Annotated in this window: 13 protein-coding genes; 8 read left to right on the top strand and 5 right to left on the bottom strand. The window is 58.6% G+C overall.

The window, feature by feature from the left end:
• Positions 1 to 58: 58 nt before the first annotated feature.
• Positions 59 to 2761, top strand: coding sequence for a preprotein translocase subunit SecA (gene secA / locus Q0U90_RS07360; RefSeq protein WP_297453068.1), 2703 nt, complete (start codon positions 59 to 61; stop codon positions 2759 to 2761).
• Between the two features lie 3 nt (positions 2762 to 2764).
• Here the strand turns inward: secA and Q0U90_RS07355 are convergent, their stop codons facing one another.
• The gene (locus Q0U90_RS07355; RefSeq protein ID WP_297453067.1) at positions 2765 to 3484 is read right to left on the bottom strand and encodes a hypothetical protein; all 720 of its coding nucleotides are present in this window, start codon (positions 3482 to 3484) and stop codon (positions 2765 to 2767) included.
• 360 nt (positions 3485 to 3844) lie between these two features.
• Here Q0U90_RS07355 and Q0U90_RS07350 point away from each other — a divergent pair, with 360 nt between their 5' ends.
• From Q0U90_RS07350 to Q0U90_RS07335, 4 genes are all read left to right on the top strand, one after another.
• Positions 3845 to 4255 carry an HAD-IA family hydrolase gene (locus tag Q0U90_RS07350; protein WP_038627918.1) on the top strand — a complete coding sequence of 137 codons (411 nt, stop codon included), beginning with the start codon at positions 3845 to 3847 and terminating at the stop codon, positions 4253 to 4255.
• Positions 4255 to 4746, top strand: coding sequence for a hypothetical protein (locus Q0U90_RS07345; RefSeq protein WP_297453062.1), 492 nt, complete (start codon positions 4255 to 4257; stop codon positions 4744 to 4746). The genes Q0U90_RS07350 and Q0U90_RS07345 overlap by 1 nt, the downstream gene beginning before the upstream one ends.
• Positions 4747 to 5464: 718 nt before the next feature.
• Positions 5465 to 6502, top strand: coding sequence for an iron-sulfur cluster-binding domain-containing protein (locus Q0U90_RS07340; RefSeq protein WP_297453060.1), 1038 nt, complete (start codon positions 5465 to 5467; stop codon positions 6500 to 6502).
• A 70-nt stretch (positions 6503 to 6572) separates the two neighbouring features.
• Entirely contained in the window at positions 6573 to 7913 is a 1341-nt protein-coding gene (locus Q0U90_RS07335) for an acyl-CoA desaturase (protein ID WP_297453058.1), read from the top strand.
• Here Q0U90_RS07335 and Q0U90_RS07330 read toward each other — a convergent pair.
• From Q0U90_RS07330 to aroA, 3 genes are read right to left on the bottom strand one after another with little or no spacing between them, the layout of a single operon-like run.
• Complete coding sequence (locus Q0U90_RS07330; protein ID WP_297453056.1) at positions 7910 to 9295, bottom strand: chloride channel protein; 1386 nt, start codon at positions 9293 to 9295, stop codon at positions 7910 to 7912. The genes Q0U90_RS07335 and Q0U90_RS07330 overlap by 4 nt on opposite strands.
• Positions 9282 to 10328 (bottom strand): ribosome small subunit-dependent GTPase A, encoded by a 1047-nt coding sequence (gene rsgA, locus Q0U90_RS07325; RefSeq protein WP_297453054.1) that lies wholly within the window; start codon positions 10326 to 10328, stop codon positions 9282 to 9284. The genes Q0U90_RS07330 and rsgA overlap by 14 nt, the downstream gene beginning before the upstream one ends.
• Before the next feature lie 2 nt (positions 10329 to 10330).
• Complete coding sequence (gene aroA / locus Q0U90_RS07320; RefSeq protein WP_297453052.1) at positions 10331 to 11809, bottom strand: 3-phosphoshikimate 1-carboxyvinyltransferase; 1479 nt, start codon at positions 11807 to 11809, stop codon at positions 10331 to 10333.
• Positions 11810 to 11879: 70 nt separating this feature from the next.
• On the opposite strand from aroA, the gene Q0U90_RS07315 reads away from it, so the two are divergent.
• Entirely contained in the window at positions 11880 to 12575 is a 696-nt protein-coding gene (locus Q0U90_RS07315; protein WP_297453049.1) for an SOS response-associated peptidase, read from the top strand.
• Between the two features lie 72 nt (positions 12576 to 12647).
• Here Q0U90_RS07315 and ybaK read toward each other — a convergent pair whose 3' ends face one another.
• Positions 12648 to 13160: a Cys-tRNA(Pro) deacylase gene (gene ybaK / locus Q0U90_RS07310; protein WP_297453047.1), complete on the bottom strand. Its 513-nt coding sequence runs from the start codon at positions 13158 to 13160 to the stop codon at positions 12648 to 12650.
• Between the two features lie 98 nt (positions 13161 to 13258).
• Between ybaK and Q0U90_RS07305 the strand changes: the two genes are divergently transcribed.
• Entirely contained in the window at positions 13259 to 13888 is a 630-nt protein-coding gene (locus Q0U90_RS07305) for a sigma-70 family RNA polymerase sigma factor (RefSeq protein WP_297453130.1), read from the top strand.
• Positions 13885 to 14193 carry a mycothiol system anti-sigma-R factor gene (rsrA, locus tag Q0U90_RS07300; protein WP_048760898.1) on the top strand — a complete coding sequence of 103 codons (309 nt, stop codon included), beginning with the start codon at positions 13885 to 13887 and terminating at the stop codon, positions 14191 to 14193. The genes Q0U90_RS07305 and rsrA overlap by 4 nt, the downstream gene beginning before the upstream one ends.
• The last annotated feature ends 153 nt before the right edge of the window (positions 14194 to 14346 follow it).

The raw sequence follows: 14346 nt of genomic DNA, 5'->3' as shown, positions 1-14346 counted from the left end.
ATAATTAACCGTTGCACATTAAAGTTCGACGTGAATCGGCCGGAAAGGTCCCAATTTAGTGTTTTCGCTCAGCAAGTTGCTCCGCATTGGTGAAGGCCGCGCTGTCAAGAGGCTTGGCAATATTGCAGATCAAGTCATCGCCAAGGAAGACGAGTACGCAGCTCTTTCAGATGATGAACTTCGCGCCAAGACCGATGAGTTTAAAAAGCAGCTAGCTGATGGCGCAGATGTAGACGATCTGTTGTTGGATGCTTTTGCGACGGCGCGTGAGGCCTCGTGGCGTGTGCTGGGACAGAAGCACTACCGTGTCCAGGTTATGGGTGGTGCCGCCCTGCACTTTGGCAACGTTGCTGAGATGGGTACCGGTGAAGGTAAGACTTTGACCTGTGTGCTGCCTGCTTACCTCAACGCGCTGGCGGGCAAGGGCGTACATGTCGTTACGGTCAATGACTATCTGGCTAAGCGTGACGCCGAGTGGATGGGCCGTGTTCACCGCTTCCTTGGGCTTGAGACTTCTGTGATTCTCTCCGAACTCAGCCCGGACCAGCGTCGCAAGGCCTACGCTGCTGACATCACCTACGGCACGAACAACGAGTTCGGCTTTGACTACCTGCGCGACAATATGGCGCATTCTCTCGACGATTTGGTGCAGCGTGACCACCACTACGCCATCGTCGATGAGGTCGACTCGATTCTGATTGACGAAGCTCGTACGCCGTTGATTATTTCTGGTCCGGCGGACGGTGATCCGCACTGGTACCTGGCATTTTCCAAGATTGTTCCGCGTATGAAGCGCGACATCCACTATGAAGTCGACGAGCGCAAGCGCACCATTGGTATTCGCGAGGAAGGCGTTGAGTTCGTCGAAGATCAGCTCGGTATTGCCAACCTGTACGCACCGGAGAACTCCTCGCTGGTCAGCTACTTGAACAATGCCTTGAAGGCCAAGGAGCTGTTCACCCGCGATAAGGACTACATCATCCGTAACGGTGAGATTCTCATTGTCGATGAATTCACCGGTCGTGTGCTGGCAGGCCGCCGCTACAACGAGGGCATGCACCAGGCAATTGAGGCCAAGGAAGGGGTGGAGATTAAAAACGAGAACCAGACACTGGCAACCGTTACTCTCCAGAACTACTTCCGCCTCTACGACAAGCTGGCTGGTATGACCGGTACGGCCGAGACCGAGGCAGCCGAGCTGCACCAGATTTACAAGCTCAACGTCATGCCGATTCCTCCGAACCGCCCGAAGCAGCGCGAGGATCTGCCCGACTTGATTTACAAGACGCAGGAGGCGAAGTTCGCCGCTGTCGTCGAGGACATTCGCGAATGCCACGAGAAGGGGCAGCCGGTTCTGGTCGGCACGACCTCCGTGGAGAAGTCTGAGTACCTTTCCAAGCTCCTGCAGCGCGAAGGTATTCCGCACTCTGTGCTGAACGCTAAGCACCACGAAAAGGAAGCCGAGATTGTCGCTGTGGCAGGCCGCCTCGGTGGCGTTACTGTGGCGACGAACATGGCCGGTCGCGGTACTGACATCGTTTTGGGCGGTAACCCGGACATCATCGCCGACCTGAATTTGCGTGCCCGCGGATTGGATCCGGTGGAAACTCCGGAAGAGTACGAAGAGGCGTGGGACGCTGAGATTGAGCGTGCTCGCCAGCAGTCGAAGGAAGAGGCTGACAAGGTACGTGAGGCCGGCGGTCTCTATGTGCTGGGCACCGAGCGACATGAGTCGCGTCGTATTGACAACCAGCTGCGTGGCCGTACTGGTCGTCAGGGTGACCCGGGCGTCACTCGTTTCTACCTGTCCATGCGCGATGACCTAATGGTTCGCTTCAACGGTCAGCGCATGGAAGCACTGATGAACACGTTGAACGTTCCGGATGACGTGCCGATTGACTCCAAGGTTGTCTCCAACTCCATTAAGAGTGTTCAGGCGCAGGTGGAGAGCCAGAACTTTGAGATTCGTAAGAACGTTCTGAAGTACGACGAGGTTATGAACCAGCAGCGTAAGGTAATTTACGTTGAGCGCCGTCGCATCCTCGAAGGCGAGGATTTGAAGGCTCAGGTTCGTGACATGCAGGACGATGTCGTCGATGCCTACGTCAACGGTGCTACAGCTGACGGCTATGTGGAGGACTGGGACCTCGACGAGTTGTGGAATGCTCTCGAGCAGCTCTACGGTCCGACGTTTACCGCACAGGAGCTCATCGATGGCTCTGACTTCGGTACTCCGGGTGATCTCTCGGCCGATGAGCTGTCCAAGGCGTTGCACATGGACGTCTCGGCCAGCTATGACCAGCTTGAGGACGCGGTTGCCGCAATCGGCGGCGACGAGCAGATGCGCAATATTGAGCGCTTCACCATCTTGAATGTCATGGACCAAAAGTGGCGTGAGCACCTCTACGAGATGGACTACCTCAAGGAGGGCATCGGCCTGCGCGCCATGGCCCAGGCTGATCCGCTAGTGGAGTACCAGCGCGAGGGCTATGACATGTTCACCGCGATGATGGACGGCATCAAGGAAGAGTCGGTTCGCCAGCTGTTCCTGATTCGTAAGCAGGTCATGCCAGCTTTGGAGAATTCCGAGGAGCAGGAAGCTCAGGCGCCATCGCTGCCGACGGAATCCACTGAACAGAATCAGCAGATGACGTACTCCGGCCCAAGTGAGGACGGCAGTGCAGAACAGCAGCGTGTGAATCAGGAAGCTGAGGGCAACCGAGCTCAGCGTCGAAAGGCGGCTCGCAAGCGCCGTCGCTAAGCACTAAAGCACACGAAACGCGGTCATGACCCATGGCCGCGTTTTTGCTGTTCCGCGGCGAAATGTGCCGGTGAAGGCGCGAACGCGCTGGCCAACGCGGCAGCTACCTAGGAACTCCACTTTCTTGCCGTCGGCTGAAGCGCTGGCGTGGAAGGATTGCAACGCAACGCCTTTGAGGCCAGAATTCTTCGACAACGTAAGAATTGCTGCGTGAATAACAGGGTCAATGTTGATACGACGAAGGTCATTGACGCGTCTTCTGCCCGCAATGATGTCGAAGACCCGGCGAGTGGTCGTGCCGAGCTCGTGGCGAAGCTGGTTCTCGCAGTGCTGGACGACGTGCGGTGCCTGTGGCGACTTATCCGAACTTGGCCGGGCCGTCGATTGATTAGAGCTGGAAGCCGCAGGCGGGCAAACTTGCGCGGCAGGTGCCTGGGGTGTGGTGGTGGCTGTTGGGGCCGTCAGAGCGGTGGTATCAGAGCTGGTGGCGTTCCCGACCAAAGGGGTTGGCACCGTCGAGGCTTGAGAGACTGCGTCATTAGCCGACTTGCCAATGTGCATTGTATGCAGGAGCGAAAAACCCGAAGCTGGTTCGATGAATTCCTTACCGTGGTATCGGTCCTCAGCGACTTTCGGCAGTGCGAAGGGCATTGACTTTTGAGCTACTGCTTGAGCTGTTGCTACTGCCTGAGCCGTTGCTGCCGTCTGAGATGTTGCTGCCATGGATTAATCCCCCTAAAAACTTCCCATTGGCCACATGTGCAAGTTCCCCCTTGCTTGAGGGTTATTTTCCTACAAGTGCTGTAGGCGTGCAGCCTGGGGAAGAGGATTTGTGGCTAGCAGGGGGGGGAATTGGGGAAAGACAAGGTGACCGAAGGCGCTTGGTGCCTGTTGATGCACTGGCAGGTAGCCTGCCGACAGGCGCTGTCGCCGCAGGCATCCCGTAGGCATCCCGCAAGCGTCCCGCATAAGGCTGCGAGACATAGTAAGCGGCGGTGTTCTTCGGTATCTTCGGAAACCATCGTAAGCATCTGTGACCAGCTAAAACAGCACACTCGCAGGGCATGCGATAAACTACTGGCCATGCGCGGAATGATTATCGATTACTGTGGTGTCCTTGACGGCACGGATGAAGACCAGGCACGTTGGCGTAATTTGCTGGTAGAAGCGCGTGCAAATGGCGTCGGCCTGGCAGTCCTGTCGAATGACCCGGGTGGACCGTCGGCGGATCCGATTCGCAAGCTCGAAGACGAGGGCTTGGTAGACGCCGTTGTGCTCTCTGGTGAAATTGGCCACGAGAAGCCTTCTGCAGAAGCTTTTAACGCAGCGGCTGCGGCAATTGAGCTGCCGGCACGTGACTGTGTGCTGGTGGATGACTCGATTGAGAACATTCATGCTGCAGTCTCTAACGGTATGGTGGGAGTCTTCTACCAGCAGTTTGACCGCGCAGTGGTTGAGATTGCCGGCTTGCTGGGACTCGAGGGCGAGTTTTAATGCGCGTCTATATTCCAGCGACTTTCTCTATGCTTGAGGCGCTGAAGGAGGATGAGCTCTTCCACGCCCGCGGTGGTTGGGGCTTTGCCGTTACCGAGGAGCTCCGAGATTTCTTTACTGAGGGCGATGATGAGGAACTGGCGGACATTGCCTTCGATGAGGCAGCGCGTGCATCGCTCCGCCTGCTCGACGCTGCAGAGGGGAAGTTCCCGCATCGTCGTGTAGTCATTTCTGTTGATATTGAGGCCGAGCCGCAGTCGGATATGGGGGATGCCGTGGTCAAGGTCGGCGGCCCGATTTCGCTTGCCGACGTCGCAGCGCTCCACATTGATGTGGAAGAGGCGGAAGACAAGGTTGAGGCCGCAATTGATGCCGTCGATAAGGCGGATCTCGGCGACGAAGACGCGGAGCTGACCGTTGGTGATGCATTGGAGATTCCGCTGGCCTGGTACGACGTGGCCGAACTTGGCATGGTGGTGGATCTGCTGTAAGAAATCCGGGTAACCGGGTGCGTAGCATCGTAGAAAAGGATGCTTTGCGGGGTTAAGTAGGGACTACCTAGCAAGAAGTGTGTCCGCTCGGCGTGTCGCCGGCTGGGCACCTTTTGTTTTTTACCTCTCATGCAAGTTAGTGACCGCGGTTATGGCTGGCGGCGGCGGGCCATGCGAGTTACTGACTGCGTTTATAGCCAAAATTGTCCGAAAAATGGCTTGAAAGTGCTATAAACTCCCACAGTTTCACATTTGCAGCCCGAATTTTGTTATTTCATGGTTCCTTTCCTGATTGCTATGGGGTCTTTCTGGGTTCTTGGGCTGTGTTGGTAATCAGTTGGGACAGCGTTGGTGTTCTCTGGGTCTGCCTAAACACCTTGAATCAGACACTCTTTTTGTCTAGAAAACCCTATTTTTGGCCCAAAAGTGATTTTGCTGCGGGGGTATGTGGAGAGAAATTATTTTGTTCGGCTAATTTCCACGTCAAAGGGGTGTTACACGAGCGGGCGGGGGTGATGACAATTCTGCTATTTGTGTCAAAATCATTTGCTTCTCTTGACCAATAACTTACCGCTCCGTAGTCTACGTCTAAGTAACTTACGGGTGGGTAACATTATATCGCTCCAAGGTATACCTACAGATAAACGGTGTTATCTCTCGCTTGTCTCCGGCTGTCAAAAGGGGTTAGGAAATGGGAATTAAGACTAGGGTTACCCAAGTGTTTAAGCATTTATCCACGCCACTTTTGCCCGATGACTACACGCACTTGCTTAATCCGCTGTGGTCGAGCCGCGAGCTGCGCGGGCAGATCCAGGCAATTAATCCCACATCCCCCACTTCGGCAGAGTTGGTAATCCGGCCGGGATGGGGGATGCCCACGGATTTCAAACCCGGCCAGTTCATTGGACTCGGTGTTGAGGTCAGCGGAAAATTCCTGTGGCGCTCCTACTCGCTGACGAATGCGCCACAGCCTCACGACGGGCTGTTGACTATCAACATTCGTGCTCTCAATGACGGTTACGTGTCACAGCACCTTGTCGCCAATGTTAAGCCGGGCACGGTTGTCCGACTGGCCGCCCCAGCAGGAGATTTCTACCTCACGGAACCACTTCCAACGCGCATTGCGTTTGTTACCGCGGGCTCTGGCGTAACCCCGGTGATGTCCATGCTGCGCGATCTTGTCGCCCGTAACGCCGCAGTGGAAGTTGAGCACATTCATTCCTACCGCGGTGAGGAAGAAGCTGTGTTTGTCAACGAACTGCGCGAGCTAGAGCAGAGCAGTGCCCGCAATCCGCTGAAGTATCGCCTGCATACACGCAATACGGAGACGCAACCGCGGATTGACGCTGCTGCAGTCACCGACATCATTGCGGATTTTGGGGCGCTGGCGTCGTCGTCAAGCGCCTATGCATGTGGCCCGGTTGAGCTGTTGAAAACCCTCGAGCGGGACTTCCCAGGACTGCGAACGGAACGTTTCACCGTCGACCGAACCGCGGCGGGAGAAGTCGGCGGCACGGTGAGTTTCGGCAGCCGCGGTGATACCGACGTGGATGGGGCAACCACCATTCTGGAAGCAGCCGAGAGCATCGGGGTTGACCTGCCGTACGGCTGCCGGATGGGAATTTGCGCGACGTGCGTGCAGCAACTTTCCGACGGCGCGGCGCGGGACATCCGCACGGGCGCGACGTTTGCGGCAGGAGAGCGCGTCCGAACGTGTGTCTGCGCGCCAGCAGGGCACGCGAGCATAGAGCTGTAAATTCACCCCGCACCTACTTTAAACCTGCCTTAACCAGGAGAAACTACCTCAAGGAGTCTGGACTCTTCCTATGGCCATTTCCGATATCGCATCCTACGCCCACTTAAGTGAAGAAGACGTCGCGGAGATTGGGCGTCGGTTTGCGGAGATTGAAAAGCAACACCGCGATTCGCTGGGGCAGAAGGATGCGCGCTACATCCGTACGCTTATCCGCATTCAGCGCACTCTTGAAGTGACCGGCCGAGGTCTGCTGATGGTGCCAACCGCAGGTATGGCATTGAACAAGTTGGGGCTATTGCCCAAGTCGTGGAAGAACACTGCGCACTGGGGCTTCAAGTGGGCCGGTGCTTCTGCGCTGGGGTTGGCGAAGATTCTAGAGAACCTCGAAATCGGTCATAACACCATGCACGGTCAGTGGGACTGGATGAACGACCCCGAAATTCACTCTTCTACCTGGGAATGGGATAACTCCTGTCCGTCCAGCGGGTGGAAGCACTCCCATAACTTCGTCCACCACAAGTACACCAATGTCCTCGGCATGGACAACGATGTAGGATACGGCATTTTGCGCGTGACTCGAGATCGCCATTGGAAGCCCTCGACGCTGCTGCAGCCAGTGTCGAATGTGGTCTTGGCCAGCCTCTTCCAATGGGCGGTGGCCTTCTACGACGTTGAGCTCGGCCGCGTGTTCGCAGGCAAGAAAACCTGGGAAGAGGCTCGACCACAGCTTATGGAGGTCGTGAATAAGTCAGGGCGCCAGGTGCTCAAGGACTATGTTCTGTTCCCTGCGATGGCGGGTCCGCGCTACCGAGAGGTGGCATTTGCGAACATGATGGCCAACCTCGCCCGCAATCTGTGGGCCTACGCAGTCATCTTCTGCGGTCACTTCCCGGATGATGCAGAGACTTTCACTAAGGAGCAGTACAACACCGAAGACAAGAATGAGTGGTACTTGCGCCAAATGCTGGGCTCGGCGAATTTCCACGGTGGGCTGGCGCTGTCGGTGCTCTCTGGAAACCTGAATTACCAAATCGAGCATCACCTCTACCCGGATATGCCATCCAACCGCCTTGCGCAGATTTCAAAGCAGGTTCAGCAGATTTGCCGGGAGTACGATTTGCCGTACAACACAGGCTCGTTCCCGAAGCAGTTCTTCCAGGTGCAGCGCACGCTGCTGAAGTTGTCCTTGCCGGACCGTTTCTTGATGGCTGATCCGGACAACGCTCCGGAGGTGCGGTCCGAGGCGGCATTTGCGAAGAACCCGCAGGTGGAAGCGGTGCTTCAGTCAGGTTCCACGCCGCGTAAGGGCTTAGCGACGGGGCTGCGAATGCTCCGCCGTCTTCGTCCCGGTGTCCGCGATATTGTTCGGGCCTACACCGGTCGCTCGACGCACTCTGCCGCGCGTGGTTAGCCGTCGACCCGCTTGCGAATAGCCGTCGCGACCGCAGGCTTACGGTTCCATGGCATCGACTGCTTGTGCGGTAGCTGCAACCACGCACGGATCACGGTCACGGTCAGTGTCGCCGTGGCCGCAGCGAGGAAGAGCGCCAGGTAAGCCGAGGAGTTTTGGCCTGTGAATTCCACAGTGACAATCAATGCGAACAGCGGAGCTGCCATGGAGGCCGACAGGAATGCCGCGGCACCGAGAATCGCGAAGTCACTGAGTGGAATTGAGGGCATCAACGGTTGCACGAAGCAGCCGATGATGAAGCCACTGAGTGCGCCGAGGGCAAAGCCGGGAGTTAGCAGGCCACCGACGGCGCCGGAGCGGAAGGTCACCAGCACTGCGACGGTTTTGGCAATCAGCAGCATGACCGCGAACCCTAGCAGTGGACGGTCCATAAGAACTGTGGTTGCAGCGATGCGGCCGTTGCCCAACACTTCTGGAATCCACAGCGAGATCACGCCAACTAGCGTGAACGCGAGGGGGATAGCCCAGGCGGAATGCCAGCCGGTTGGTGCCTTGTCCATCACTCGCGAGGAGACAATGCGAAACGCGTAGCCAATGGCACCACAGACAACGCCGAGGAGCAGTGCCGCGCCGAGGTTGCCCCAGCCGTCTGAGAGATTAATCGGGCTGTAGAGCGGGCTACTCCCGACCACAATGCCCGAGGTCACTGTGGCAATCGCCGAACACGCCAGCACCACCATCACCGCAGTAATACTCAGCGATCCCAGCAGAATTTCCAAGGAGAAAATCGCCCCAGCCAGCGGGATGTGATAAATCGCGCCGAGGCCAGCACCGGCCGCCGCTGCCACCAAAATACGGCGGTGCAGCGGATCGATGTGCAGCCGATGTGACATCTGCGAGGCCACCATCGCACCGAGCTCGCGTGGGGCATTCTCGCGTCCCATCGATGCGCCTGCGGCCACAGTTCCCATCTGCAAAAACACATTGATAAGGGTTGACCACACCGGCATGGGACGACCGTTCATGCCCGCCTCAACGCTCTCAATGGGCTTGGCCTTTGTGCGCAGCGCCGCCCACATCGGTCCCGCAATCAGTCCCGCCAACACAATTCCAACAAAGCGCTGGAGGCCAGTGGTGCCATCGGTTACGACGGCAACGTCACCCTCGTGCTGCCCGTACACCGCGTACTCGATGCCGTGCATAATCAGCGCGAGGCCGGCGGCTCCGAGTCCCGTAGCAAGTCCGACAATCAGCGTGTAGATGCACAGTCGAATCCAGCTGCCGGGAGGCGGGTAGAGGCCGGTGGTATCCTTCACCGGTTCAGAGTTTGCTGAGGTTTCAGAGGATGTCTCCGCCGAATCGGTGTGGCTAGTCTCTTTCAATGTCCAGCTCCCAGTCCTCGTTGTCGCCGATGGCATTCAACAGGCGACGCACAGCCATCGCTCGACGCTGCTGAACTCCCTCCAGCTTGTCGAGGGCACACTCCGGATCCGCAGGCGGCCCCAAATGCGTGCAGCCACGCGGGCACTCGTCCGTCGCCGCCTGGATATCTGGAAATGCCGCCAGCAGCGTCTCTGGCGTCACATGAGCCAGCCCAAAGGAACGAATGCCTGGAGTGTCAATAATCCACGATGCCGCATCGTCAGCGCTTTGCGACGGCAACACCAGCGCCACCGACTGCGTGGAGGTATGGCGGCCCTTACCCACGCCACTGACTTCTCCGGTCTCCCGGTTGGCTTCGGGAACAATCCGGTTGACGAGGGTGGATTTACCCACACCGGAATGCCCAACCAAAGCGGTGACGCGTCCTGGAACATCGATGAGCTCTAGCAGGGGAGCCAGGTCATCATTGATACCGCAGACAACGACATCCACTCCCAGCGCGGAGAACTCCCCGGCAAACTCCTGCGGATCGGCAAGATCCGACTTAGTCAGGCAGAGCACCGGGCGGACACCGCCGGCATAGGCAGCCACCAGCGCGCGTTCCACAAAACCGGTGCGGGGCTCAGGATCGGCGACAGCACACACAATGAGCAGCAGGCTGGCATTGGCGACGACAATGCGCTCATACGGGTCGTTGTCATCGGCAGTGCGACGCAAAACTGTGCTGCGCTCCGCTAGCTTAACGATGCGAGCCAGCGTCCCCTTGCGGCCACTGACATCACCTACGACACCAACGCGGTCGCCGACAACAATATTGGTGCGGCCCAGCTCGCGGGCGCGCATGCAGGTCACAACAACATCCGGATTCTCATCGAGGACTACACCCCAACGGCCACGGTCCTTGGTCACCACCATGCCCCAGCGGGCATCGGCGTGGCTGGGGCGATCCTTCGTCCGCGGCCGCGACCCTCTACCGGGGCGGATACGTACATCGGACTCGTCCCATTGCCGTCCACGCCTGCGTGCTGCCACTGCTATTTACCTGCCTCGGTTTCTTCCTCCATGCCGTCGAGTCGAGCCTCGACCGACTTCTCCAACGAGCTTGGGGTGGGGGAGGCCAGACTGAGCATCTCCAGCCAGCGCAGGTCGAAGCCGGGCATGGTCTTGGCGGTGGTAGCGATATTCTCGACTTCCACGCCCTCCGTGCGCAGGCCAATGATGGCACCGGCAGTGGCCATGCGGTGGTCAGCGTAGCTGTGCCAGAGGCCACCGTGGAGTGGGACGGGGTCAATCGCAATGCCGTCGTCAAGCTCGGTGGCGCGCCCGCCGAGGCGGTTGATTTCCGTGGTGAGCGCGGCGAGACGGTTGGTTTCGTGACCGCGTAGGTGTGCGATGCCCGTCAGCTCGGTGCGCGTGGTGGCGAGCGCTGCAATGGCGGCGACTGTTGGGGTCAGCTCGCCAATCTCGGACATGTCCATCGTGATTCCACGCAGCTCCGACGGCTTCGGGCCCACGACGGTGAGGCTGGTACGGCCACCCTCGTGACGGTTGAACGTCACGGTAGCGCCCATGGCGGTGAGGATGTCGCGGATGCGGTCGCCAGGCTGCGTGGTGTGCTCCGGCCAGTCGGGCACAGTGACGCTGCCACCAGTGACAGCCGCAGCGGCCAGGAAGGCGGCGGCGTTGGACAGGTCGGGCTCGACCTGCCAGGTGAGCCCCATCATTTCGGTGGGGTGAATGGTGAACGTTGTGCGCGAACCCTCGGGAGTCTCCTCCGTAGTCTCGTCGACCTGCACACCGGCCTCACGGAGCATATCCAGCGTCATGTCGATGTGTGGGCGCGACGGAATCTCACCGGTCGGGCGCAGCACCAGGCCACGGCCATAGCGCGGAGCCGACAGCAGCAGACCTGAGACGAACTGGCTCGACGCCGAAGCATCAATCTCCACCTCGCCGCCGATATCCGGCAGGTCCTGCTCCTGGACCGAGTCGCCCAGGCGATTGCCCTGGTTCGGCCCCTGCGGATTGACCGTGAAAGGAAGGCCGTTGCCAGAGATACTCACACCGAGGCTGCGCAGCGCATCCAGCACAGCTGACATCGGGCGAGCCTTGGCCTCTGTATCGCCTTCGAAGAACACCGAGCCCTGCGCCAGAGCAGCAATCGGAGGCACGAAGCGCATGACCGTACCTGCCAGACCACATTCCACGACACCACCGCGGAGCATGCGCGGGGTGACGCGCAGCGTGTGGTTCGGGGCACCCGAGTATGTCGAGTCGGAAATAATGTCAGTTCCCAGGGCCTGCAGTGCGCGAATCATAAGATCGGTATCGCGAGAGCGCAGCGCACCATGGATAACCGATGGTGTCGAGGACAGCGCCGCAATGACAAGTGCACGGTTCGTAATCGACTTCGAGCCGGCAATCTGCACCGTGGCGCTAAAGGGCCGTCGACCGGATTCGGCACCGTCGACACTTACAGTAGGGGCGGACCAATTCTGATTTTGGGAACACACATAACCAATTATGGAACACTTCCGCTTCAGACCTCGACTAGAGGGGGAGCTACCGGCACAATCAGTTGGTATGTGTGGTCGTTTCGTCAATTTCACAGTCGCTGAGGAACTGCTCAGCACCGTCGCTGATATCCCCGGTTTGGCACCCGTGCGTGCCGACGGTCCGTTGCCCACCGCCCGCTATAACATCGGCCCGACCATGCCGATTGTGGCACTTGCCCGCGAACATCCCGGCCGCACAGGTACCATTGCAGCCACCGTGCGCTGGGGTTTGATTCCTCAGTGGGCCCGTGAAACTCCAACGACACCATTCTTCAACGCTCGCGCGGAAACGTGGCAGTCCAAGCCGACTTTCCGGGACGGCCTGCCCTGCGCAATCCCCATGAATGGTTGGTACGAGTGGAAAGACCGCCAACCCTACTTCGTCAGCTTCGGTGAGGACGCGCCGCATTTCACCGTCGCAGGCCTGTGGGCGCGATGGGGAGACATCGTCTCGGCCACGATTCTCACCACCGATGCCGTGGGAAAGCTCGGGGACCTGCATCACCGCATGCCGCGCGTGCTTGCCGACGACGAAGTCAGCGACTGGCTGGATTTCTCGGCCTGGGCAGCTAATGGAGACGTTGGCATGACTAGCGCGGAGGTAGTGGACAATCTGACAATCCGCCCGGTCAACCGCGCTGTTGGCAATGTCGCGATTGAGGGACCGCAGCTGCTGGATGCGCCCGATGGTGCAGTGCCCGGCCAAAACGAGGAGCTGTTTTAGTGCTGGGTTTAGGGCTGGTGGGGACTAGTTTTTAGTAGGAGCAGGTTGCAGGTTACCGGAGTAGCCGCGGGGTTAGCGGGCGATGTCGGCGACCGTGGCGTCGCAAAGCGAAATCAGATCGGTGGGGGACAGTTCGATGTCCCATCCGCGGCGACCACCGGAAACAAACACAGTGTCGGCGAGGGTGGCTGTTTCATCGATGACTGTGGGGAGTTTGCGGCGACCTCCGAGCGGTGAGATCCCTCCGGGGATGTAGCCGGTGGCGAGTGACGCATCATGGGGGTCGGCCATGGCGGCTTTGGAAGCGCCGAGAGCTGCCGCGGCGGCCTTGAGATTGAGCATTCCGGTGGCGGGGACGACGGCGATGCCCAGCCCAGTGCGTTTGCCGGATAGCTCAATGATGAGTGTTTTGAAGATGCGTTCGGGTTCTACTCCGAGGTGCTCGAGCAGCCAGGAGGCGGCCTCTTCGCCGAAGTTGTCGCTGCCGTGGGGGAATTGGTGGACGTGGAAGTCGATTCCCGCGTTCTGGCAGAAGGCAATGGCCGGGGTGGCGGCAGCGGATTTCTTGGCAGACTTCTTCGACATGGTTTCTATCGTTGCACACGGGTTTAGCGTCGCAGCGAATCGCCTGGTTATGTGGGGTGTGGCCGAGTCCGAAGTGAGGATGTTTTAGGATGAGTAGCATGTCAGGTGATCAGACAGGAACATCGGCCGTCCGGACTGATGAGTCGGATGAAGAGCTTGCGCAGCGCTTTGAGCGTGATGCCATGCCGCTTTTGGACCAGCTCTATGGGGCGGCACTGCGGATGACTCGCAACCCCGCCGATGCCGAGGACCTGGTGCAGGAGACTTACATCAAGGCTTTTCAGGGTTTCCGCTCTTATAAGCCGGGCACGAATCTGAAGGCGTGGATGTACCGCATCTTGACGAATGCGTACATCAATAACTATCGCAAGGCGCAGCGCCGTCCCGCCGAGTACGCCACCGATGACATCACGGATTCGCAGATTGCGGAAACCGCGTCGCACACTTCGATGGGGCTGCGCTCTGCTGAGGTAGAGGCTCTGGAAAAGCTTCCTGACGAGGAAATTCGCGACGCCTTGATGAGCCTTAAAGAGGACTATCGGATGGTGGTCTACTACGCCGATGTCGAGGGATTGCCCTACAAGGAAATCGCCGAAATCATGGATACTCCCATCGGAACTGTGATGAGCCGGTTGCACCGTGGAAGAAAACAGCTCCGAGACGCGTTGCACAACGTAGCTGTGGAACGTGGATTCTTGAAAGAAGAGAAGGGAGATTCTCCGCGATGAGCCGAGAGTCGAGCCAAGATATGGAGCAGATGCCAGAGCGCGGACACGCCTGTGAAGATGCTTTCTGTCAGGACGTCCACTCGCGCCTGCACGCATTTTTAGATGGCGAATGCGATCCGGAGGAGCGCCGCTTTCTCGAGGAACACATTCACAAGTGTCCGCAGTGCTTGGAAGAATTTGGCTCCGAGCAGGCTATACGACGGTTGCTGCGCCGGTGCTGTCAGCAACCCGCTCCTGAGGATCTCCGTCAGCGCATCACTACTCGGATTCGCGTGTCCTATACGCGGGTGGAATACCGCAGGTAATTGCTGGCGGCTAGCTTTTGGCGCGTATTCTTTCGATGCCCCCAGTGCGATAATGGGCGGATGCGTAACGCGATGATGGGCTGATGCGAAAATCCCAGGTCACGGCGATGTGACCTGGGATATTTTTGTGGAGCTAAGGGGAATCGAACCCCT

Origin of the sequence: uncultured Corynebacterium sp., from assembly GCF_946998835.1 — a bacterium.
Lineage (GTDB): Bacteria > Actinomycetota > Actinomycetes > Mycobacteriales > Mycobacteriaceae > Corynebacterium.
The sequence above is the reverse complement of the archived record's forward strand: the minus strand, read 5'-3'. Positions and strand labels throughout refer to the sequence as shown.